General features: G+C 34.6%; 21 protein-coding genes and 1 pseudogene. 5 read left to right on the top strand and 17 right to left on the bottom strand.

Annotated elements, in window-relative coordinates:
- Window positions 1-255: 255 nt before the first annotated feature.
- Window positions 256-924: a ketopantoate reductase family protein gene (locus BJL90_RS20755; protein WP_335617861.1), complete on the bottom strand. Its 669-nt coding sequence runs from the start codon at window positions 922-924 to the stop codon at window positions 256-258.
- 241 nt (window positions 925-1165) lie between these two features.
- Here BJL90_RS20755 and BJL90_RS20760 point away from each other — a divergent pair, with 241 nt between their 5' ends.
- Complete coding sequence (locus tag BJL90_RS20760) at window positions 1166-2527, top strand: MATE family efflux transporter (protein ID WP_070972677.1); 1362 nt, start codon at window positions 1166-1168, stop codon at window positions 2525-2527.
- Between the two features lie 41 nt (window positions 2528-2568).
- On the opposite strand, the gene BJL90_RS23220 is transcribed toward BJL90_RS20760, so the two are convergent.
- The 3 genes from BJL90_RS23220 to BJL90_RS20770 form a co-directional block, all read right to left on the bottom strand.
- Window positions 2569-2838: a YoaP domain-containing protein gene (locus BJL90_RS23220; protein WP_335617862.1), complete on the bottom strand. Its 270-nt coding sequence runs from the start codon at window positions 2836-2838 to the stop codon at window positions 2569-2571.
- A gap of 202 nt (window positions 2839-3040) precedes the next feature.
- Entirely contained in the window at window positions 3041-3940 is a 900-nt protein-coding gene (locus BJL90_RS20765; protein ID WP_070972679.1) for an NAD-dependent epimerase/dehydratase family protein, read from the bottom strand.
- A gap of 270 nt (window positions 3941-4210) precedes the next feature.
- Complete coding sequence (locus BJL90_RS20770) at window positions 4211-5038, bottom strand: MBL fold metallo-hydrolase (protein WP_070972681.1); 828 nt, start codon at window positions 5036-5038, stop codon at window positions 4211-4213.
- 400 nt (window positions 5039-5438) lie between these two features.
- Between BJL90_RS20770 and BJL90_RS20775 the strand changes: the two genes are divergently transcribed.
- Window positions 5439-6620: an SAM-dependent methyltransferase gene (locus tag BJL90_RS20775; protein ID WP_236904979.1), complete on the top strand. Its 1182-nt coding sequence runs from the start codon at window positions 5439-5441 to the stop codon at window positions 6618-6620.
- 227 nt (window positions 6621-6847) lie between these two features.
- On the opposite strand, the gene BJL90_RS20780 is transcribed toward BJL90_RS20775, so the two are convergent.
- From BJL90_RS20780 to BJL90_RS20800, 5 genes are all read right to left on the bottom strand, one after another.
- Window positions 6848-7111: a transposase gene (locus tag BJL90_RS20780; protein WP_070972683.1), complete on the bottom strand. Its 264-nt coding sequence runs from the start codon at window positions 7109-7111 to the stop codon at window positions 6848-6850.
- Window positions 7112-7364: 253 nt separating this feature from the next.
- Window positions 7365-7673, bottom strand: coding sequence for a hypothetical protein (locus BJL90_RS20785; RefSeq protein ID WP_169824252.1), 309 nt, complete (start codon window positions 7671-7673; stop codon window positions 7365-7367).
- Window positions 7674-7905: 232 nt separating this feature from the next.
- Complete coding sequence (locus BJL90_RS20790; protein WP_070972687.1) at window positions 7906-9510, bottom strand: sensor histidine kinase; 1605 nt, start codon at window positions 9508-9510, stop codon at window positions 7906-7908.
- Window positions 9503-10318, bottom strand: a complete 816-nt coding sequence (locus BJL90_RS20795; protein ID WP_472234950.1) for a response regulator — start codon at window positions 10316-10318, stop codon at window positions 9503-9505. Before BJL90_RS20795 ends, BJL90_RS20790 begins: the two co-directional genes overlap by 8 nt.
- A 308-nt stretch (window positions 10319-10626) precedes the next feature.
- On the bottom strand, window positions 10627-12981 hold the full coding sequence (locus tag BJL90_RS20800; RefSeq protein ID WP_081562142.1) for a C40 family peptidase: 2355 nt from the start codon (window positions 12979-12981) through the stop codon (window positions 10627-10629).
- An 82-nt stretch (window positions 12982-13063) separates the two neighbouring features.
- On the opposite strand from BJL90_RS20800, the gene BJL90_RS20805 reads away from it, so the two are divergent.
- Window positions 13064-13771, top strand: coding sequence for a poly-gamma-glutamate hydrolase family protein (locus BJL90_RS20805; RefSeq protein ID WP_335617811.1), 708 nt, complete (start codon window positions 13064-13066; stop codon window positions 13769-13771).
- Window positions 13772-13875: 104 nt separating this feature from the next.
- On the opposite strand, the gene BJL90_RS20810 is transcribed toward BJL90_RS20805, so the two are convergent.
- The 4 genes from BJL90_RS20810 to pgsB all read right to left on the bottom strand — a co-directional run bounded on the left by BJL90_RS20810 (window position 13876) and on the right by pgsB (window position 16850).
- Window positions 13876-14706 (bottom strand): poly-gamma-glutamate hydrolase family protein, encoded by an 831-nt coding sequence (locus BJL90_RS20810; RefSeq protein ID WP_070972689.1) that lies wholly within the window; start codon window positions 14704-14706, stop codon window positions 13876-13878.
- A 194-nt stretch (window positions 14707-14900) separates the two neighbouring features.
- Window positions 14901-15125 carry a hypothetical protein gene (locus BJL90_RS20815; RefSeq protein ID WP_070972690.1) on the bottom strand — a complete coding sequence of 75 codons (225 nt, stop codon included), beginning with the start codon at window positions 15123-15125 and terminating at the stop codon, window positions 14901-14903.
- A 15-nt stretch (window positions 15126-15140) separates the two neighbouring features.
- Window positions 15141-15593, bottom strand: a complete 453-nt coding sequence (gene pgsC / locus BJL90_RS20820; RefSeq protein ID WP_070972692.1) for a poly-gamma-glutamate biosynthesis protein PgsC — start codon at window positions 15591-15593, stop codon at window positions 15141-15143.
- 60 nt (window positions 15594-15653) lie between these two features.
- On the bottom strand, window positions 15654-16850 hold the full coding sequence (gene pgsB / locus BJL90_RS20825) for a poly-gamma-glutamate synthase PgsB (RefSeq protein WP_070972694.1): 1197 nt from the start codon (window positions 16848-16850) through the stop codon (window positions 15654-15656).
- A 373-nt stretch (window positions 16851-17223) separates the two neighbouring features.
- Between pgsB and BJL90_RS22925 the strand changes: the two are divergent.
- Both BJL90_RS22925 and BJL90_RS20835 read left to right on the top strand, forming a co-directional pair.
- A pseudogene (locus BJL90_RS22925) lies at window positions 17224-17890 on the top strand (transposase); the annotation flags it as partial.
- A gap of 77 nt (window positions 17891-17967) precedes the next feature.
- Complete coding sequence (locus BJL90_RS20835) at window positions 17968-19179, top strand: IS256 family transposase (protein WP_070967132.1); 1212 nt, start codon at window positions 17968-17970, stop codon at window positions 19177-19179.
- A gap of 365 nt (window positions 19180-19544) precedes the next feature.
- Here the strand turns inward: BJL90_RS20835 and rlmD are convergent, their stop codons facing one another.
- The 4 genes from rlmD to pssA form a co-directional block, all read right to left on the bottom strand.
- Window positions 19545-20921 carry a 23S rRNA (uracil(1939)-C(5))-methyltransferase RlmD gene (rlmD, locus tag BJL90_RS20840; RefSeq protein WP_070972697.1) on the bottom strand — a complete coding sequence of 459 codons (1377 nt, stop codon included), beginning with the start codon at window positions 20919-20921 and terminating at the stop codon, window positions 19545-19547.
- Between the two features lie 137 nt (window positions 20922-21058).
- Entirely contained in the window at window positions 21059-21823 is a 765-nt protein-coding gene (locus tag BJL90_RS20845) for a class I SAM-dependent methyltransferase (protein ID WP_070972699.1), read from the bottom strand.
- Between the two features lie 30 nt (window positions 21824-21853).
- Window positions 21854-22405, bottom strand: a complete 552-nt coding sequence (locus tag BJL90_RS20850) for a DUF6648 family protein (RefSeq protein ID WP_070972702.1) — start codon at window positions 22403-22405, stop codon at window positions 21854-21856.
- A gap of 66 nt (window positions 22406-22471) precedes the next feature.
- Window positions 22472-22987 carry a CDP-diacylglycerol--serine O-phosphatidyltransferase gene (gene pssA, locus BJL90_RS20855; protein WP_236904980.1) on the bottom strand — a complete coding sequence of 172 codons (516 nt, stop codon included), beginning with the start codon at window positions 22985-22987 and terminating at the stop codon, window positions 22472-22474.
- Window positions 22988-23017 lie beyond the last annotated feature (30 nt).

Genomic DNA, 23017 nt, shown 5'->3' on the forward strand with positions numbered 1-23017 from the left:
GCATAATCAACTTTCAATGAATTCTCCCTTAAGCTACTGCTAGCAGGTATTTTCTGCCCCACCATCTGGAGCTTTTTATTGTATTCACTATATATGTAAGATAAGTTCTTTTCTTAGCAAAACAATTGACCTTAATCCTATTATATTTTAATAGTATTTCCAGCCATTTTTTTCATACTTGTATGAAAACCTTTGTTATAGCAACAGAATTTTCCTGCAGTCCACAAACTAGGATCAACTCCTACTGATTTTTAATTATATATCTTTAAAACCAAATTTTCTTGTTATTTTTTCATAATTTAAAAGAGGTACGCCAATTTTATTTCCAATGCGAACTACTTCAAATATAAGACCATCAATTTCGGATTGTTTCCCTATGCTAAAGTCTCTCTGCATAGATATAGAAGCTGTCGGGCTTAATCCATCAAGAATATCCAAATTTGTTGGAATAATATCTACTGTGAAAAAGACACCCATTGCATTTGCCAATAATTTTATCTCTCTAATCAATGATACAAAACATTCTCTTATTTCTCCTTGTTTTTGCATTGCTTCAGCAGTACAATCATAATATAGCCCACAAGCTGCCATTGGGGACACATATGAAAATTTTTGTAGGCAATCTCTTTGAATATTGTCTGATATAATTCCAGTTATTCCTGACTCTTTTAAGTCATTTGCTATTTCTTCCAGCATCGGTCGATATTCATTTGGATTTCTAACACCATAAACGATTCTAAAAATATCTCCATGCATTTTTATTACACCCGGCTCTTTTATATTTGCTGATACATAGATGCATCCATATGTTACCATTAATCCTGGTAATTGTTTTTGCATTTTACTACCTATTCCATATATATTTAAAATCGGAATCACAGCAGTGTTCTTATGTGCAACTTTCTTGATAAATAGTGAATTTATTTATTTTTGTCCAGTTTAGCGCCAGTAATCTTATTTAGAATATTCTTTTCCAAAATGCTTAACCTCTATTGAAACCCTTAAATATAAAGTTCTATCCTAATTTAAAATAAAATAATTTTAAAGAGAATAATTTGTTTGCAGTTTAATTATCCTTGGGCAAAAACAATTCTAGAAAAAAACCAAGAAATTATGTACAATGGAAAAGCAGGCTTTTTAATGATAAAAGAAAAGAGGTACGTTTATGGTTATAAAAGATATAAAGGATAAACAGTTTTATAAAACTTTATTGGCTATCGCTCTTCCAATCGCACTGCAAAACCTTATTTCTTCCTCTCTTAACTTAGTAGATACTGTAATGATCGGAAAAGTAGGAGAGATAGAAATTGCGGCAGTAGGTCTAGCCAATCAGTTTTTTTTCATATTTGTTCTTCTTCTATTTGGAATCAATAGTGGCTCATCTATTTTTATTTCTCAATTTTGGGGTAAGAAGGATGTAGCAAATATACGAAGAGTTCTGGGAATTGCTTTAGTATTTGGCGGAATTATTAGTCTTGTTTTTGCAGGTCTTGCTTTATTCCTACCACAAATGGTTTTAAAGTTTTTTACAAGAGACATAGAGACAATTGCATTAGGTAGCACTTATTTATCTGTAGTATCCTTAAGCTATTTGGCTACTGCCATAAGCTTCTCCTATTCTTTTGGTGCTAGAAGTATTGGTGAAGCAAAGCTTCCCATGATTATCAGTAGTATTTCTTTGATTACAAATACTATTTTAAACTATTTATTTATATTTGGCATGGGTTTCATTCCTCCGATGGGGGTAAAGGGGGCAGCCTTTGCTACATTATTATCTAGAATTATAGAGATGCTTTTACTTCTATGGATTATTTACTCTAAGGAACATCCATTGGCAGGGAAAGTAAAAGAGATGCTGGATCTATCCCAGAGTTTTCTTAGAAATTTTTTCAAAACTACATCTCCGGTTATTTTAAATGAAGGTTTTTGGTCATTAGGGATGACCATGTATTTGGCAGCCTATGCAAGAATCAGTACTGAGGCGGTTGCAGCAGTCCATATTTCCAACACAGTACAAAATCTTTTTATGGTCATTGCCTTTGGTATCGCCAATGCTTGTACAGTCATGATTGGAAATGAAATTGGTGCTAATCATCAGGAGAAGGCCATATCCTATGCTAAAAGGTTTTCTATTTTAGGGGTGCTAGTTGGATTATTCATCGGAATTACTTTATTCCTGTCAACCCCCTTTGTAGTATCCTTCTTCAATATTTCAGAGGTAGTACGTCACAGTGCAATTCGAATTTTGATGGTGTTCTCTGTAGTAATGGGCGCTAAGGTCTTTAACGCTATATTAGTTGTTGGTATTCTTAGGGGCGGTGGAGACACAAAATTTTCTTTGTTTTTAGAAATGGGAAGTGTGTGGCTAATTGGTGTACCCTTAGCCTTTTTGGGGGCTTTGGTATTGAAGCTGCCAGTGTATTGGGTGGTAGCTCTAGTATCCCTTGAGGAAATCGTCAAGGCCCTTATTGGCATCCCAAGAGTAATCTCTAAAAAATGGGTCCGTAATATTATCGAAGAGATGTAGGTTATAACCAGCAAGCATCATCCTGCTTGCTGGTTTACTTATTACGTACATCTACTGTAAATTTTTTTAAGAAAATCTATGAACTTTTTCTCGGATAGTATCTCATTAGTAACAAATTTTCCCTCATAGAAGAGACTATAGGTAGTAAATGGTGCAGGTGCCTTTTGTACTTCTTCCTTGGATTGAAATTTTATTAAAATAAATTCTATACCCCTTTTCTTTGCAATGTCTGCAATTATGGGTGCATATTTTTCAGTATGAGGACATTGATTTGAGTAGTATAAGGTTATTCCTTTTTCCTCAACTCTAATTAATTCGTCATTTTCTTTAAATTTTGGTTTTAATGTTTCTTTATCGAAGGGTAATTACAACAATTCATAGTAGGGATTAGTTGTATCATATATTTCAAACCCCTGCTTTTTAAGATGATGTAAGTTGGGACTTTATATCAAGGGTAAAGCAAATTTTGTCTTACCCTTGTATGATTTATATTATCTCTACAGAATCCTATTACTATATATTTGTCAAAGTAAATTGGTCTTGGGGTAAGGCCTTCAGTGTGCCGTCTTTATTTAGTACATTACGCCATGTATACTGCGGTTCATAACCAAGGATATTACGAGCCTTATCTATTGCCATTAGACTCTCATAGCCTTGTATGGGTCTCTTTAAAGGTACATTTGGAAAGAACCTATCTGCTAAATCTTGACTAGGATCTGGCATAATTGTATCTGGAGCAGTTATATGAAAGACTTGATTTCCCAAATTATTGCTCTCTACTGCAAGAAGACAAGCTCTTGCAGCATCACGAACATCGCAGTAAGCCCATGCGTTTTTCTTTTGAATATCTTTTTGTTGTTCATTCCAATGCATTACAGGGATTTTTGCATATTCATCAGGCTCATATATATTTGCGAAACGTAGTGCAACTATTTGTGTATTAGTGAAATTATGATACATTCCTGAGAGATGTTCAGTTAACAATTTTGCCATAGCGTATGATGATTTCACTGCAGTTGGATGCTCTTCGTCTAATGGAAGATAATTAAGCTGCTCTGGAACAAAAGGATATCCTAAAACAGTTTCACTTGAAGCCCATATAAGTTTAGGAATAATAAGATCTTTACAAGCTTCAAGTATATTAAAATTAACAATCATATTATTTTCGAATATTGCCTGTGATGTATTCCTCACATCTGTAGGAATATTTGCAAGATGTACTATTGTATCGCTCCCCATCAAAAGCTGGCATACCTGTCCATAGTCACGTAATTCAGCTTGAATAAAGTTTTTAGATGCGGATTCTTCTGTCAATATTCTGTCTGAAGCTATAACTTCATGACCGGCATCTAAGATTGTTCTTACAGTCCATCGACCGATTTTACCTGCTGCTCCTGTTACCACTACTCTCATTATTTCTCCCTCATTTCTCTGTATTTTATGCTAGGATCTCCCTTTAAGACTCTTTTATTTTGTGAACATATAAAATGAGACTTACTTCAGAGGGCACTCCGTAATTTTGTGTTGATCACTTAGTTTGGTCAATAGAAGTAGGTATCTTAACAATACACCAAAGGATAAATATCTTTTTTTAGCTATAGCCTATAATCCCAAAATAGTTTCTATCCACTTATGTTTTATCTTCTAGTAATATACTTTGGAGCTTTTACACTGTGGTAACAGTTATTGTATATACTTTCCGTAGTTCGGCACAGCCAAGCTTGCAAAATTATTTGCAAGGTTTGTCAGTTGTTCATTTAACTCCTTACCTTCCATGGGGCGACCATGACTTGAAACAGCTATTTGAGGGTGTAAGTCTTTTAACGTCCTTACTGATTTTTCTGCTGCCTGCCAATCCATAGTAAAATATGCAGGAGGTCCATTAACTTCTTTTTCCTTTGCAAGTACTGATTCAGCATAATCCTGTTTTAATGTAGTAAATGCATCCCCTGCAATTAATGTCCTATCACTTTCACGGTATAAAGCAACATGACCAGGTGAGTGGCCTGGGGTATGAATCCAGCGCCAACCGGGCATCGAAGGTACATTTCCATCTGCAGGCAGTGGCCGAACACGATTACCCAAATTTATACTCTTATTTGGGAAAGTGGGTGATATTTTTGTTATCAATCCATCGTTTACGGTGGGGTCTGCAGGAGGGTAATCCATAGCACCTGTCAGATATGGAAGCTCTAATTCGTGTGCATAAACCGGTACATTCCATTGATTAAGGAGTTCCATAATAGCTCCCACATGATCGAAATGTCCATGAGTAAGTATAATAGCCTTGGGCTGACTTCCTTTTCCAAAACGTGCTTCAGCAGCTTGGATGATATCTTTAGAAGTGTGAGCCATACCTGCACCAATAAGTACCCATTCACCATTATTCGTTTTAGGGTCTCCAATAATACAGACATTCACAAAGGGAAATTCTAAAAGCATTATGTCTGGGGTTACCTGTTGATACCCCATTGGTTTTTGTGTAATTTGTTGAAGAATATTCTCTTGCATTATTTTTTACCTCCAATCAACTTTATTCTTTATATAGCTAATGCTATTTCTAGTAAGTATTATTTGTAATATGAAATAATTATATTAGTTGTAGCAATAATAGGATTGTATTAATTACCATCTTATTTAAAGCCCAGCTTATTTTCTACGCAGTGCCGTTCCGATTATGACGAATCATTAAACATCATTCACCACCCTCCAAAACTGTTGCTAACTTATTTCCCTTCATATTTGATTCATTAAGACTATATTTCCTATTTAATTTCACCTTTCAGTAGACTTTTTTTAATATATGTAATAAGACTAAGAAAAAAATACTGAATAATACATAGAATCTACCACATAGCAAAATAATATAATTAAAGGAAAATTTAATCTCTTTGTGGGAAGGAGGGCTTAATTGGAAAAACAAGTATTACATAAAGCATTAAGTCGAATGAGTCATGGTTCTTTTGAGGTTGCTTACTGGGACGGAACAGTAGAATATTATGGTAGTGGAGAATGTGTTTGTAGAATAGTTTTTCAAGATCAGATGGATATTAAAAAATTTTTTCATGATCCTGTTTTAGCTGTAGGCGAAGGGTATGTAGATGGCATAATCGAAATAGAGGGAAACATGAGAGATGCACTAAAGCTAGCCTTCTCTAGTCAGGATCATTTTTTGCCATCAAACCATGCAGTAAAAAAAGCCCTATCTATATTGCAGAAGGCAAATTCACTGTCTAAGCAGAAAAAAGATATACAACAACACTATGATCTTGGCAATGAATTTTTTTCTCTTTGGTTAGATGCAACTATGAGTTACTCTTGTGCGTATTTTCAATCTTTAGAGGATTCACTATATCAAGCACAATTACAGAAGATTGATCATGTTCTCAAAAAGTTACAACTAAAACCAGGAGATACCCTACTAGATATCGGCAGCGGCTGGGGCTGGCTAATCATCAAGGCTGCAAAGCAGTATCAGGTTAATACCATGGGAATTACTTTAAGTGAGCAACAATATCATGAGACTAAGCGAAGAATACAGCAAGAAAATCTAGAGGAACTAGTGGAAGTTGAACTAATGGATTATCGTGCACTAGCAAAGAGTGGACGCACCTTTGATAAGATTGTCAGCGTGGGCATGCTTGAACATGTTGGAAAAGCAAATTTGCCTGTATATATGGAAGCTGTACATAAAATGTTAACCCATGGAGGACTTTCATTAGTACATACTATTACCCACCAAAAAGAAGGGCCAGTTAATGCCTGGATTGAAAAATATATCTTTCCAGGGGGATACATTCCTTCCTACCGAGAAATAATATGGCAACTTCCAGAATATGATTTTCACTTACTCGATGTGGAAAGCCTCAGAATTCATTATGCCATGACACTTGATCATTGGGCTCAAAGATTTGAAAAGCATATAGATAAAGTAAAAGAAATGTATGATGAGCGATTTGTCCGTATGTGGAAGCTGTATTTACACTCTTGTGCTGCTTCCTTCCGTTTCAGTGGCTTAGATATTCACCAGATTCTTTTCTCTAAAGGATTAAATAACCATTTACCCTTAACCCGCAACTACCTTTATTCCTAGATTTTTTTAAATAGTATCCACTAATAGTTTTGCCACCCAGTAGTAAAAATGGGTGGCAAGATAGTGTATGCACTAGGCGTTTAGCCTATAAAACACTATTGATTCTTTAATGTTTCGTTAAAATTTCATTAGAAGCAACAAGAGCATAGGTTTTTATCCAGTATATTTATTTAAACCCACAACGTAGTAGTAAAAACGACCTTATAATTGGGATTTTTAATAAGCGATTAATGGTATTGTGCATAGCCCACAGTTATTCTTCTAATGACATCTCCTATCTCCTCTGATTCTGTTTTAAGTAACATATGTACATGATTCGTCATTAAACAATATCCATATACTGTGAATTCTGCCTTTTCCTTTGCTTTCGTAGTATGCTCAATAAATTTTTCATAATCTGAATTATTTATAAATATATTTCTTTTATCTATCCCTCTTAACATAATATGATAGATTCCTGTTTGACTTTTTTCTCTTGCTATTCTGACCATATTTATCACCCATTTTTATCCTATCATACCTATATGGGTGTGGCAATCAAAACGTCAGACTGCGCAAAAATGTTATTGGATGGTTTTCCATACCCACTTTTGGGTGTATTTTGAATTTATTTAGGGATTCAACCTCAAATTTCGTTCAATTTTGTATAGTTTGGCTCCACCTTCAAAAAGTCAATGGTACTTTTATCCGTTTTGTCGCAGCCTGACGTCCCCTTGGCTTCCAATATCATTCCCCTGTTTAATCCTATATAGCTGTATCAAGATTCTTTCCTAAAATATCTTCTTTTGTCTCATAAATCTCATGAGCATTGATACTTAATGCTTGAATAAACTCTTTATCATTACCAATATAGTTTAAATATACTTCTGTAGGTGATAGAAATACCTGTTGTTTATATACTATATCTCTATTTTTTATATGAAACTTTTTCGTGTGCCTTCTTTTTTTTTCTTGAATATAGTTGAGTTCATATTTCTCTCTTTTTATTTGAATCTCTATATTATTAATTCCTTGAATTTTTCCGTAAGGCAAATAAAAATTATTTTTTATCATATTGGTATGCATATAATTCACTCCCCTCTAGCCACTTTTTATTCCACCGAAATCAATAAGAAATCTGTTTGCATTATCAAGTGTCTTCCTTGACAATTTATTTATTATTAATGAATTTTAATATAATATACGTAATTTATGTGTAATATAAGGGGCTAATTTAGCTAAACCAAGAACAAAGCTCCCTATTTTCCTTGAAAATCAAGGGGAATAGGGAGCTTTTCATGATACGCTAAGGATTCTGCCCTCCGACATATGGATTAGGAATTGGTATGAGAGCAGCTGGAAATCGCACATAGAAAACAGTCCCTTTGCCTAACTGGCTTTCCACATCTATTTTCCCATGATGCAGCTCCACCAATTGCTTCACTATAACTAGACCCAAACCGCTGCTTTGTTGCAGTTTACCATTGCCTCTTTGGTTTTTGCTTCGATAGAACCTATCCCAAATACGGGGCAACTCTTCACTGGATATACCAATGCCATTATCCTTAATCATGAGGATCACCTCATGCTGTAAAATTTCTACTCGAACTGTGATTTCTCCATCCTTTGTAGCATTGATGGCGTTTTGTAATAAATTCCTAATCACCTGTTCAATTCGATCGATATCTCCCAATATCATTGCCCTTTCTATATTCTTCTCAAATACAACCGATGTATTCCTAGCTTGTGCCATTGCTCCAATGGACACAACAACTCCTTGTGCCAGGGTTACTAAATCTAAAGGAACTTTTTCGAGACTTATGTTACCGCTTTCTAAACGGCTTAGTTGTAATATATCGTCTACCAATCTGTTTATATGCATAGTTTGAGTATAAATAATTTCCAAATATCTATCCAGTAAATCTTTGTCTTGAACGATGCCATCCCGAATAGCTTCTACAAAACCTTGAACAGAAGTCAAAGGAGTGCGGAGTTCATGGGAAATTTCAGCAAAAAGCCGTGTTCGTTCTTCTTTTCCCCTTTGATTTTCTTCCTGTACTTTTTGCATCTTTTCATTTAATTTATTAAGCTGACTTGTCAGTGTTTTGATTTCATCTAAAGCAGGCTCATCTTCTTGTATAACGTAATTTTCGCTGTCCAGCTCAGCTATAGAAGTAGCTAATCTGGAAATCGGCTTGGAAATATGCATTGCTTGATATACAGAGATAAAAATAACCATGAGAAACATAAATATTCCTCCCACGATCAGATATAACTGTATCCTGTTTATATCAGAATTAATTTGGGGCGGTTTTATTTCCAGTAAAATACCGTTTTCAATCGTGTCTTTGATGTCTCCCATGGGGATAGTAGCAATAAACGCTAGTTCACCGCTTCTATTGTCAATAATTTTTGTAGTTATGATTTCTCCATCAGAGATGGTTTTAATAAATTTTTTTTCTACTTGACTGCCCGGTACTACTTCTTGTTTAGCAGAAGTAGCTACAATATTCCCCTCCCTATCAAAAACTGTAATTTTTGCGTTAAAAACATCAGATAAAGATGTGAGTACCTTCTGTTGATTGTCGTCATCATTATCCTGCTGATCTGTAAATGGCCCCAGCCATTTCAAATCATTTTGCTTGAGTAAAGCGAAGTTTACCTGCTTTGCTTTTCGCAGCGTCTCCTGTTGCATCTGATTATAAGTTACCTGTTTTACTGCAAAATCAAAGATTGTAATTAATACAGCAAGGCATACAACAAAACATAATATATTCATAAATAATATTCTAGTATAAATATTTTTATTAAACTGCTTTCGTAAAAATTGTCTGAGGAAAAGCACAAACTTTATAAGTGTTTGAATTAGTTTTTGAGCCATTACTTTTCCTTTTTGTACATATCTATTCATAAATTTCTTCCCTCTCTTTTGAGGGAGCCGTAAATTGATAACCTACACCCCAAATCGTTGTTAAGTATTCGTGGGTTAAAGAAGCAAGTTTTTTTCTTAATCTACGTATATGCACATCCACTGTACGCTGATCACCGAAGTAATCATATCCCCATACAGCAGATAAAAGATTTTCCCTTGAAAAAACACGTAGGGGATTTTGTGCAAGATAGAGAAGTAGCTCGAACTCCTTCGGTGTGATCTCTATTTCCTTGTCGGCTACGAATACTTTTCTAATATCAGCCATAATCGTCAGCCCAGGGTATTTTAAATTCCAATTTGTTAATATTTCAGGCGTTTTTGTCCGACGCAACACAGCTTTGATCCTGGCTACCAACTCCCTGGGGCTAAAAGGCTTAGACACGTAGTCATCCGCACCCATTTCCAGTCCTAATACCCGGTCTGCTTCTTCTCCTTTAGCGGTCAGCATAATAATGGGAACCATACGGATCTCCCTTAAATGTCGACATAGCGTAAGACCATCTTTTCCTGGAAGCATAATATCTAGTATGATTACATCCGGATTTTCTCTGTTAAAGGCAGATAATACCAGATCTCCATTACTGATTCCTACAATTTCAAAACCTTCCTTTTCACCATATAACTTTACTAGTTCCAATATGTTTGGATCGTCATCTACAACTAGAACTTTTCCTAGATGCTGCAATACTATCACCTCCATTATATCTCTATAATATTGAGCACAGGAGTTTGTAGGATTTAAAAAGTTTCCTTGTTTTCTAATGTCTAACATTGCTATTCCCTTCAAAATGTACTTTAAATATCATTAGCACCAATATTCTACTAGTACTGGAAGTTTTTATCCATACAACCAGCCTTATTGTTCATGTGAAAGTTTGGTTTGTTATATACCTTATAGGAACTGTTGATATAAACTCTTTCCTCCTCGTCCTTAAAGATAAATACGAAAAAATCCAGAAAAATCGGTACCCATTTGTAATAATTTTCAAAATAACTATCCAAAAGATGAACTTTCTCATCTTCTGATTCCTTTTTATTCCCTATTAAAGAGCCGAGACAAAAGCCCCGGCTCAGTTGGATTATTGCTATTATTGTTTAAAACAATCGTCTTGCTCCCAAGTATCCTTCACTCCAATACTGGTGGTATTTTAAGTTTCTTTCTTTTACCCCTGTACTTGTAAGTATGATAAAGGAACCTTCTCCCACATATATACCCGTCATAGTCGGTGTATCTTCGGATAGATTGCTTCTAAAGAATATAAGATCTCCTTCTTCCCGTGCATCAGGTAAAATTGCTTGACCTAAATTCCATTGTTCATAGGCAGTAGCGGGTAGTTGTAAATCAATATTTGGTGCTTCATCGAATACCTTTTGTACAAATTGTGCTGTTGTGTAGCCTTCAAATGAAACATCTATATATTCTTTAGCCTTAATAACAGCAGAATGGTTATTTTGGATTTTTTCATATCGTCTTGCCCCAACATATCGTGGACTCCAATAGCTATCTGAGATATTAAGATCACGAATTGCTACACCTTCAGATTCTGTTACAATCACAAACTGTTCATTTCCAATATATAATCCTGGTAGTAGTACCTTGTCGGACCCTTCGAAAAATAGAACATCTCCAATACTTAAATCTTCCCTTTCTATTTCCTTTCCCAAAGCCCATTGTTGAAATGAATATCTTGGCAGATCTATATCTAAACCTGCCTTCATAACGTATTGTAAAAACCCGGAGTGATTAAAACCTTCTATGGTATTTCCTCCTGCTAAATAAGGCATCCCCAGGGTTTTGTATGCTTCTTCAACTATTCTGGAATCCAGTCTCAAACTAAGGGAGTCAAAGCGTTTTACGACTGCATAGCGATCCATCCAATATTCTCCTAAATAACTGATTGTAACCATACCTTCATCACCGGATGCATGAATGATATAATTATTTCCCAGATAAATCGCAGCATGTGATATCCCTTCCTGCCATTTTTCTGAAAAATAAATAACGTCTCCAGACCGCTTATTTTCAAAATCGATAGTTTCACCTACCTCACATTGTTTATAAGTTATGCGAGGCAAATAAATGTTTTTAGCATCTCTAAAAACTGTCTGAATTAAATAAGAACAGTCAAAGCCATCCATTGTCTCGCCACCTAACAAATAAGGAGTTCCTATATATTTCATTGCTTCCCGAATAGCTGCATTCTCATGTTCTCTATAATTTTCAGGCTGAGAATAATATATATCTGCCTCCGTTAGTCGTTTTGCACCTACATATATATTTGACCAATACTCACTTTCAATATCCCTTTCCGCAACTCCTTCTGTTGTCTGAACTATGAATATACCATTTCCTCTATAGATACCAGGTATAAGACTGCTTCCCTGAAAAAACACTAAGTCTCCCGCTTGAAGCTCTTCTTTAGAAATGGATTCGCCTACTTCATAGATCCTATCGGAAAAAACAGATAGTTGTATGCCGAGGGTGTCTTTAAAAACATAACGTACAAAATTAGTGGTATTAAAGCCTTCAGTTGGTAATTGCCCATCTGGGTTATAGGGTGTCCCAAGCAAGTCCATAGCCTTTTCTACAATGGGATTGCTTACGACGGATTCCTCAATAATACTGTTTGTAAACCGTCTTGCTCCCAACAGCCTGGGTCCCCAATATTCACTTGTTTCGAGATCTACTATCGCAACCCCATTCGTTGTAACAATAACAAAAATACCATTATCTATGTAAATTCCCGGTAGTCGTACACTGCTGCCTTGAAAGAATAGTACATCACCGGATTCAATAGCAACCATATCTACTTCCATACCTACTCGCCATTGTTCCTTCGATGTTCTTGCAAAATTTAGATTGTTTGCTTCACTAAAAACATATTGTACAAAGCCTGAATGATTAAAACCAGTTGGATCATTACCTCCAAGCTCATAAGGAGAACCTACTAATTCAAGGGCTTTTACGGCTGCAGGATGTAATTCATCTACTATATTTGTGTAGCGTCTTGCACCTTTATACCGATCCCTCCAATAGGAATCCTCTGCTATATTCCGTTTTGCTACACCTTCACCGGTCGTTACAACGATAATGATATTATCGCCTTTATATATTGCTGGTATTAGGTTGTTGCTTCCAGTAAAGAAAAAAACATCCCCAGGCTGTATTTCACTGCGTTCTATAGTTTTACCCAGTTTCCATAATTGGGAAGACAACTTGGGGAGAACTATATTTTCCCCCTCTCTAAAAATATACTGAATAAACCCCGTACTATTAAATCCTTCCTCTGGTGAATTTCCCTCTTGGGTAAAAGGTTTGCCTATTAAACTTTCTGCAAGTAAAACCGTTTGGATTTCTGTCTCATTATTATAACCATAGGATGGTACTATAAGCATTAACAGAATCAATAGGACTAACCATATGACATTTCGTTTTTCAAATTGGGTCATTTTAAAATCATCCTCTTTATTGATTAATTTTGATAAATATGGACATCACAGGCGCATAATATTATAATAGAAGCATATACATTTGTCGAAAAGTGAGTTGATGGATATGATGCTAAATAGCGTATGTAGTTTTTTAAGTTCTACACGACTTATTGTTTGCTGTTGCCTGATCATTTTAATATTTACTCAATCAACTACCGCAGCTTCTGTTGACATTTATCGCAATTTCAAAGAGTTAATCTCAAATACGATAGAAAATGTGGACTATAAAATTGAAACGAACGTGACAGATTCTGATGTTATCATTATTGCCATTCATGGAGGGAAAATTGAAAAGGGTACTACCGAATTGGCTTACGCCTTATCTTCCCACAATAATTATAATTATTATTCATATATAGGTTTAAGAAGCAAAGGAAACTCGGCGTTACATATTACTTCGGAAAAATTTGATGAACCAGCTGCATTGGAAATGGTTTCGAAATCTAAAACAACTTTATCCATCCACGGTTGTTCCGGTTCAGAAGAATTCACCTATATTGGAGGCCTGGATACTGAATTGGGAAACAAAATAAAGGAATCTTTGACTAAGTATGGTTTTACTGTGTTAGATGCTCCGAAGAATATGGCCGGCATATCCCCCAACAACATAGTGAATAAGAATATGAGCGGCTTGGGGGTACAGCTGGAAATATCAAAGGGCTTGAGGACACAATTTTTATCCGATAATCATGATAAATTAAAAGACTATGTTTTAGCAATAAGTGAGGCAGTCAACAGTATTCAATAGAAGCTACCCTATAATAATACAAAAGGTATAACATAAAAAGGCTTAAGGCTACATTTTCGTAGTTTATCGGCCTTTTTATGTTATTCAAAGAGTATTTTTTTAGGTTACTCTTTTGTATTTTCAATTAATTCTTTAGGGGTTTTTGCACCTTTTTTTAATATATTCTCTATTTTCTTATCAAAGTTTTTCTTTGAAGGGTTAAACTTATTTAGAGTCCCTTGAGTATTGCCAATTTTCTGCAAGTGGGGAACTATTTTGGGCCAGCTTACGCTTAGGGCTTCATTAATGGAGCTTGAATAATCATTTAATATACTGGAATCAGTTACGAACTTATCTCTTAAACCTTTTGAAATAGCTATTTGAACGCCGCCAATCTGATAACTGTCATTAAATAATTTATTCTTATTCACTATATTGCTGTTCATAACCCCAGCAATGCGATCGGGAATACTTAAAGTTTCTACTTTATATCCTTTGTTAATAAGGTGTAGTTTAATCAATTCTGCCAATATTTTATTTTGACCGCCAATATATGTAACTTCATTATCGCTGGCAACTCCGATAACAGAAACAGTATAATCTGAATTTTTTACTAAACGGACAGCTTCTGGTTCATCAAAGTTGATAGCCTTTAAAAAAAGACTTCCATTATTAGTGGTTTTAAGTCCTTCAAATAAATACGTGTTATATTTACCGTATCCTTTCAATGCTTCAACTAATTCTGAAGTACCTCTTTGAATACCGCCTCCGTGTATCGCCAAAATGGTTGTATCTCTCCCGATATCAGTAGTTTTAATTATATATTCGGCAGCATCTTCAAATGCATATAGTTCCGCAAAATTACTATAACCTGTGGTAAAAGCATATGCAGTTGTACCAATAGCAAATGTAAACAACATCATAAAAGCTAGAATTTTCATAAATTCTTTTTTCATACTTATCTTACTCCTTTCTTAAATAATCATAGTAAATAATAATTCGTAGCAATAGTCATTAGAGCTAATCCCATTAGCACAAGTGCTTGATAGCTAGTATTTCCCTTGCTGATCTTAAAATGTAAACAACATCATAAAAGCTAGAATTTTCATAAATTCTTTTTTCATACTTATCTTACTCCTTTCTTAAATAATCATAGTAAATAATAATTCGTAGCAATAATCATTAGAGCTAATCCCATTAGCACAAGTGCTTGATAGCTGGTATTTCTCTTGTTGATCTTAATAAGATACAGACATTTTTCTTGCAATGTTAGAGCATTAAAAACCGCAAGCGCTTCACTCTGATTGTTTTTTCTGTCAGCTTTCGATGTGTTTCTGTACCGTTTCCTATGTATTAGCCCATATAAAGTGTTCATTTTCTTCCTCCTTTCCTATATATTGATATTTAACAGTATTGTGCTCCCATAGGTTACTGCAATCAACAATCCAGTGCTTAAAAATGTTGTTACTAAACCTTGACGCTGAATTGTGTTTGCTAATAATCCAGGTAGAACAATACCAACTGCCGTCAACCTAGAGATAGTACTATAATCAAATGGTAATATTGCATATATCATAAACTGTACTACGATTGCTACCGCTATCATAGCTGTAAATTTTCTTTTGCCGTACAGAATTGTGACTTTACTCACTCCAAAATAAACAATTAAATACGTTAAAATGCTGATAAAGAATGTTAAGAATATAGTCTGAGGGTTTTTCATATGTAAAGTTAAATATCCGGGTACAATTAGGCCGGCAGGTAAAACTCCTGTAATCTCTGTAAATAACAAGCTGAAAATTACACCCAAAACGATGACTGTACTAATATCCGTAGTTTGCAATTTTTTACCTCCTTCATAATAGAATGTTTACTGAAATTCTTTTATTTCAAATTTAAGGTTCTATGCTGATTGTGGAACTTGATCCATTTCTAGATTCAATTTTTCGTGAATGATTAGTTCAACTAATTCTTCTCCGCCACCGTGAATGTTTCCAAAGCCAAAAATGGTTCTATTTATAAAATGACTCTTAATTAATTCATAAACCTCATGTGGAGACAAGCCTTCAGCATTTATGTATTTCTGTGGAGATATTTTTTTAGTATTAACTCCTTCGGTAATTGGTTTCACTGACTCTCCCATTGAAACGAGAATATCAATATTCATATTTGGCAAGACATCTTCTGCCATCTGTAATGTTCTGTCAACCCTATCCGGCCTGCAATTTACAATTACCATGGAGTTTTCCGTTGGATATCCCATCGTCGTTATATGCTTCCAAATCATTAATGTGGAATTTGGATCATTGGCGGCAAAGGCATTGACAAAATACGTTGGGTTTTTGTTGTCTAATGGATGTATCATTAAGGCTCCTGGATCAGAATTAGCGTTTAACATTCCCCTCAGTGCAATATCCTTGTCAATGTTTAGAGCTTTAGCCACAGCCAAGGCGATAGCAATGTTTTCTGGGAAAATTATATATCTAAACTTTTCCATATAACCATCGGGGATTTCTTTTTCATTTGCAATAATTATCTGGCTGTTTCTTTTCTTTGCCTCTTGCGTAAAATAATCATTATAACTGCTATTAGCTACAACAAGGGTTCCATTTTGAGGAATTGTAGCTGTAAAGGACTCTGCAATAAAGTCCAAAGTCGGACCACACAAATCCATATGGTCTTCACGAACATTAACTATAACTCCTATATTGGCTTTAACAAGCTTCTCCTGAAACGTAATCTGGTAATCAGGATTTACAGCCATACACTCTGTTACAAATGCAGATGCACCAAGCTTGGCCACTTTTTTAATAACATTTTTCTGTTCTATAATATTTGGACCTAGACGGCCTCGTTCGATTGGTTCTTCTTCTTCCTTATTCCAATAAATAATTCTCGCGCTAGTTCCCGTCGTTTTCCCAACAACCTTAACTCCTGCTTCCTTTAAGATACCAGTAATGAGTCTTGTGGCAGTGGATTTACCTCTTGTGCCGTTTACATTAATTCTAAGATTGATACGGTTTAAGTTTTTATTATGTTTTATTTGTTCATAAATACCTAAGCTAAAGACAAAAATAATAAGTACTATAGCAAACTGCAAATTATCCACTCCTTTCTTTAAAGAGAATCGATTACATTTGTTTCCACGCTTTGTATCCTAACCTTTTAGACAATCTGTCAAATATTAATTCATCAAGAAAAGCGTGTCCACTTTTGAATGAATATAATAAAATATGTCTAGTCTATGCACCTCCCTTGTAGATAATTATATAGACTAAATGTGAACAATTTTTTTCCAAAATTAGAATATTTTTTAAAAAATTGTTAATAATTGTTAACACTAATTTCTAAGGACAGGGAAGGACAAGGGGAATGGGAACGTTTCTAGACCACTGAAAAACACTTCAAATACATAGTAAAAGAATGGATGATAGTAGAATAAGTAAAGAAAAATCCTCCTTAATTTGGTATATGCGAAAGAAATTCTATCAGATCCTAAATTTATAGAGCAAAGAGGAGTTCGATCAATAGTTGATCAAGATGCCAGAGTAGGTCATAAGAGTAAAACAGAGCACTTCTTTGGGTATAAAGATGAGCAGATTATTACAACAGATGAAAGAATAATTACAGTCATTACAATAGCCAATGGAGCATATGTAGATGGAACAAGATTTAATGAACTAATAGAATTGACAAAGAAAACAGGATTAAATACTAAAGAAGTATATGGTGATAAAGCATACTTTAGAAAGCCAATGTTAGATAAAATAAAAAAATTGAAGCAAAGCCATATATTCCAGTAAGTGAGATGGCTTATAAGATTGATGAAGAAAGGTTTAGCTACAATAAAGACTCCGATGAATGGTTCTGCAATCAAGGTAATAAAACAGTAAGAAAAAAACATAGGAAAGATAAAATTGGTAAACAGGCATATAGACATTATTTTGAAAAGGAGATATGTAAAATTTCCATGGGTTAAACCGTGCCCGAGGGTATAGTCTAAAAAGCATGTCTTCACAAGCAAAATTAACTACAATAGCAGTTAACTTAAAGAGGATAGCAGCAATACTACCCTCAAAATTATCCCCTAAATTCAGCTTTATTCCGATAATATGGGAGCCTGTAGAAAATTTTGTGTAAACAGATTAAGTATACTCTTTCTAGACAATAATTGAGGTAATGATAAAATACCAAAATTTTCTAGGAGGAGTATTTTTATGTCGAATATACCAAAGGAAGTATTGAAAAATTACATCAAGGAACAAAATTTTAGTAATCCAAATGAAGTATTAGCAGCCATGAAAGAAATGTTCAGGGATGTATTACAGGAAGCTTTAGAAGCAGAGATGGATGAGCAACTAGGATATGATCGATATGATATGTCCGATAAAGAAACCCCGAATAGACGAAATGGATATTCTAAGAAAACCATAAAATCAGAATTAGGACCTGTTGATCTAAATATACCAAGGGATAGACATGGGGATTATGATCCCAAAATAATACCTAAATATCAAAGGAATGTAACTGGTATAGAAGAAAAAGTAATGGCACTTTATGCTGCAGGCATGACCACTAGAGATATATCAGAGCAAATAAAAAACTTGTATGATGTGGATATTTCAGCTGATATGGTCTCTAACATAACCAACAGAATTTTACCCCTAGTCTCTGAATGGCAAAACAGACCATTAGAAAAGAGATATTCCTTCGTATTCATGGATGCAATACACTACAAAGTAAGAGAAGATAAACAAGTAGTAGTTAAAGCAGCCTACGTGGTGCTGGGTGTAAATATGGATGGAGTAAAAGAAGTCCTTGGTATTTGGATAGGAGCAAATGAGAGTAGCAAGTTCTGGCTCTCAGTCCTTAATGATCTCAAAAATAGAGGAGTACAAGAAGTCTTAATATTCTGTGTAGATGGTTTAAGTGGCTTTAAAGAAGCCATTGGAGCAGTGTATCCTTTTGCCCAAATACAGCGATGTATTATTCACCAGCTTAGGGCGAGTATGCGATATATACCCTACAAAGACAAGAAAGCATTCGTAGCAGATCTAAAGGCTGTTTATACCTCAGTGAATGAAGAAATGGCATTAGAAAATCTACTTCATGCTAAGGAAAAATGGTGCAATAAATACCCGAATGCGATTAAAAGCTGGGAAGATAATTGGGATAATATTTCAACCTTTCTAATGTTTCCAGACTATATAAGGAGGATTATGTACACTACCAATGCCATAGAAAGTCTAAACAGCCAGTTTAGAAAAGTAACTAAAACAAAACTGATATTCCCTACTGATGAAAGTCTTATGAAAATGCTATATCTAGCTACTGAAAGAGTTAGTAAGAAGTGGACTAGGGGCTATGGAGATTGGGATAGGGTACTAAGCCAACTAAATATATTATTCAAAAAAGAGGATGTTGTTTAACTTGGGGACGCTGTCCCCAAACCCCTGAGGTTTAACGCTTTTGTTCCCCCAGGAACGAAGAAAACGGGAAGTCCACTAGACTACCCGTTCCTGTAAAGAATCCTAATAACCCCTCAGGTTGCTCCTCAGCATAGCCCTACCCTGTTATTAGGAAAAACAATGTATATTCTTAGCTTTAAATGGGTAATTTATACAGCAGAACTAATTTGACAAATTACTCATCGACAAAAATCAGCATTTAAATCAAATCTTAAAGTTACTTAAGTTATTGTACTTAGAAAGAGAATACACAAAATTATTTACACTGCCAACGGGTAAGAAATTGCGTTGGCAAACAGTAGGCAATCCAACATAGATTGCTATTTTTATTCTTTTAAGCTATTGCTATTCTTAGAAAGTTTGCAAACACTCTCCACATGCGGAGTATGCGGAAACATGTCCATCAACTGCACCTTATCTATCTGATAACCACTGGCTTCTAATTCCACCAAGTCCCTAACCATGGTTTTAGGATTACAGGATACATAGACAATTTTTTCTGCATCAAAGCTTATAATATCCTTCAACGCTTGAGGGTGGATTCCTGCTCTTGGGGGATCTATGATGATGATATCAGGTTTTTCTGTTAGTTTTTTTACTTCTTCCTTTACATCTCCTGCAATAAAACTACAATTGCTTAAGTTGTTTAACTTAGCATTTTCCCTTGCTGCCTCCACAGCTTCTTCTATAATCTCAATCCCCACTACCTTTTCTGCATTAGGAGCTACAATTTGTCCTATTGTACCAGTACCACAGTAAAGATCAAACACAACTTGATCCTTTGCTTCTCCCACAAAGTCTCTTACGATAGAATATAGTTTTTCTGCTCCTTGAGAATTGGTTTGAAAGAAAGAGAAGGCAGATATTTTAAATTTTAATCCTAAAAGCTCTTCTATTACATAATCCCTACCATATAAGATATCTGTTCTATCACTTTGGACAATGTCAGCCAGATTATCGTTGAAGGTATGTAAAAAGCCTACGATGCTTCCGCGTAATTCTAGTGTCAATAATTTTTCTACCAAATCCTGTATGTTTATTTGACTCTGCGTTGTCGTTACCAAGTTTATTAGGATTTCTCCTGTAAAATGAGCTTTTCTTATAACTAAATGTCTCAAATAACCTTCATGTCTTCGAGTATTATAGTAGGATAGACTCTTTTCTTTAAAATAATCCAGGATTGTTGTTAATAGTTTTCTAAAATCCTCATCCATAATAAGACAGGCATCTACTGTGACAATATCATAATGTCTTCCTCTTTTGTGCATCCCTAGAGTCAAAGGCCCACCCTTTTCCTCATCTCCAAAGGAAAATTCCATCTTATTCCTATAATCAAAAGCTATAGGACTACCTTCTATGCCTAACCACGTGTAATTTTTAATAGCAAATTCTTCAAAAAGTCTTTTTACTTGCTTTTCCTTCAATTGCAGCTGCTCATCATAGGCCACTGTTTGTTGAAAACATCCACCACAGTTTCCAAAATGCTGACATGGAGATTGGTCCTCTAGAGGAGAATTCTCCAATATTTCTAAAACTTGAGCTTCTGCCTGCTTCTTTTTTATTTTTTTGATAGCAGCTCTTACCAACTGTCCCGGTATACCATGTTTTACCGTAACTTTTACATCACCTACATAACCATACCCTTTACCGCCAAATTCACTATCTTCTATTTTAAATTCTACAACTTCTTTTTTCTTTAGCATCTCTTCACTCCCATTACTTTTCATTGAAGTTTTAATCCATATAATTAGTTTATGTCATCAAAACAAAAAATATAGTGATCGGTACAACTAACCGTCACTATATTATAGCCTAAGTTTGGAATATAATCAAAATTTTATCATTTATTTGCCTTTAATATATAAGCTGGAGCTAAGAACTCCTTTGTTTCTTCAAATTTCTTTACTAGCTTTTCTGTTAAATCCACAAACCCCCTTGTCAAGTTTTCATTTTCTAAGTCATTAGAACCTTTGATTAGGTTTTGCTTTTTCTTATCTAAAAACTTTACTGCCATTTCAGCATTGATTTTTTCATTGAACTCTCTCCAATGAATATTTTTAAATCCTATAATATTTAATCCCTCTTCTAAATCACTGGGATGTATTTCATTAAAAGTAGCCATTGCTTTTAATATGCTAATACTTTTTATAATCCTAAGTCTTTTAGACCAATAGGTATAATCCTTACTATCCACCGACCAGATAGGCATTTCCTCTGTGACCAGTAATTGACCTTCTGTCTTTAAAACTCTATAAAACTCTTTTAACGTTTTCATCACCCGTAAAGGAAATTGCTCTACAGAAGAAAGCGTATAATTACAGATAACCACATCAATAGAGTTAGAAGGAATAAAGTATAGATCACTCAAATCCCCCCTCCTTAAATTCAACTTTTTAAAAACAGGTTGAATATCTTTTTCAATTTCATTAAAGTGACTATCATCAATATCAACAGAAATCAATTCAGTGTTCCAATTATTTTCTGAAACCTTTTTAGCAATGAGTCTAGTAGTATTTCCCCAACTAGTCCCTCCTTCTAAAATAATTTTTCCTTCTAAATTGATTCCCTCCCAAAGAAATCTGTCAGCAGTAACAATTTTATACATGATATCCCTCCTTATTTTTTATAAATACTATTAATATTTTGCATTAATATAGTTTTCTATTAAGGAAGTCCTAATACCTTCTTTAAATACCCCCTCCTCCTGCAGTCTATTTAAAAGACTTTGACTTCTAGAGTGTAGTATAATATCCTCATAATCTTTGAAGACTACTTCAAATAAATTCTCTTTTAAATGAGTAGACGTTACTTTGATATAGTAAGCCTCCACATCATAAAAATCCAATAGTTCTACTGCCTTTAAAGTGCTCTGATCTTTTTTGTGGTAGTAATAATTTACTTTGTCCAAGTAGTCTTTGTGCATTTCAGGATGTTTATCATACTTTTTTATTTCTTTTGCCTTTAGATAACAATACTTAGCCATACTATTATAGTACTGGTAATTATAAATCGCTTTATTAAAGTTATCTACCCGTTTGAAGGGCTGAATATTCATCCGTTTTATATAAGCATAGCCTTCTTCTATGTATTCTTTTTTTGTAATGTCGCCTTTTCTAAATTGTTGGATTAAACTCTGTCTTTGCTGAAAAAACTTTTCAAATATGTTTTCACCTTCTACATACTTCACTTTGAACACCCTCTACTGTAGCATAATCTAGATATTGTAATGAAAAGACTCCTAGCAAAGGAGCCTTTATCTTTTCTTTAATTTAATTTTTTTACTTATCATAGAGTATGATAGGAACAAAGTCATCATTCCTATAAAATGTACGTTGGTTTGATAATTAATAGAATATAATGTAATTAATGCCAAGATTCCTCCACACATGGTGATAGGTATCCCCATGTAGACACCTTCAAATTCCATAATATTATATCGTGCTAGTCTATAAGCTCCTGAAATCGCAAAAATTACCATGATTAATATTCCTATAACACCAAATTTTGCCAAATGAAAACTCCATATCAATACTGCTGGGGCAACTCCGAAGGAAATCAAATCACACAACGAGTCCAGCTCTTTCCCTAATTCACTCTCAACATCTAACTTTCTTGCCAACTGCCCATCTAGACGGTCTGTAAATGCTGCTACCAAAATTAATAATGCTGAAACAGTATAGGATTCATTTATTATACTAACAATTGCTAGGATACCTAGAGTTAAGTTAAAAAAAGTAAACATATTCGGTATATGCGCCTTTACCTTCACCCTTCTCCACCTCTATTCCTCTGGATTTCA

The organism is Clostridium formicaceticum (genome assembly GCF_001854185.1).
GTDB lineage: Bacteria > Bacillota > Clostridia > Peptostreptococcales > Natronincolaceae > Andreesenella > Andreesenella formicacetica.

Bases quoted from the DNA above. Each gene is read 5' to 3' on its own strand.
- BJL90_RS20760 (WP_070972677.1), top strand. From the start codon at position 1,166: ATGGTTATAAAAGATATAAAGGATAAACAGTTTTATAAAACTTTATTG.
- BJL90_RS20765 (WP_070972679.1), bottom strand. From the start codon at position 3,940: ATGAGAGTAGTGGTAACAGGAGCAGCAGGTAAAATCGGTCGATGGACT.
- BJL90_RS20770 (WP_070972681.1), bottom strand. From the start codon at position 5,038: ATGCAAGAGAATATTCTTCAACAAATTACACAAAAACCAATGGGGTAT.
- BJL90_RS20780 (WP_070972683.1), bottom strand. From the start codon at position 7,111: ATGGTCAGAATAGCAAGAGAAAAAAGTCAAACAGGAATCTATCATATT.
- BJL90_RS20785 (WP_169824252.1), bottom strand. From the start codon at position 7,673: ATGATAAAAAATAATTTTTATTTGCCTTACGGAAAAATTCAAGGAATT.
- BJL90_RS20790 (WP_070972687.1), bottom strand. From the start codon at position 9,510: ATGAATAGATATGTACAAAAAGGAAAAGTAATGGCTCAAAAACTAATT.
- BJL90_RS20800 (WP_081562142.1), bottom strand. From the start codon at position 12,981: ATGACCCAATTTGAAAAACGAAATGTCATATGGTTAGTCCTATTGATT.
- BJL90_RS20810 (WP_070972689.1), bottom strand. From the start codon at position 14,706: ATGAAAAAAGAATTTATGAAAATTCTAGCTTTTATGATGTTGTTTACA.
- BJL90_RS20815 (WP_070972690.1), bottom strand. From the start codon at position 15,125: ATGAACACTTTATATGGGCTAATACATAGGAAACGGTACAGAAACACA.
- BJL90_RS20835 (WP_070967132.1), top strand. From the start codon at position 17,968: ATGTCGAATATACCAAAGGAAGTATTGAAAAATTACATCAAGGAACAA.
- rlmD (WP_070972697.1), bottom strand. From the start codon at position 20,921: ATGCTAAAGAAAAAAGAAGTTGTAGAATTTAAAATAGAAGATAGTGAA.
- BJL90_RS20845 (WP_070972699.1), bottom strand. From the start codon at position 21,823: ATGTATAAAATTGTTACTGCTGACAGATTTCTTTGGGAGGGAATCAAT.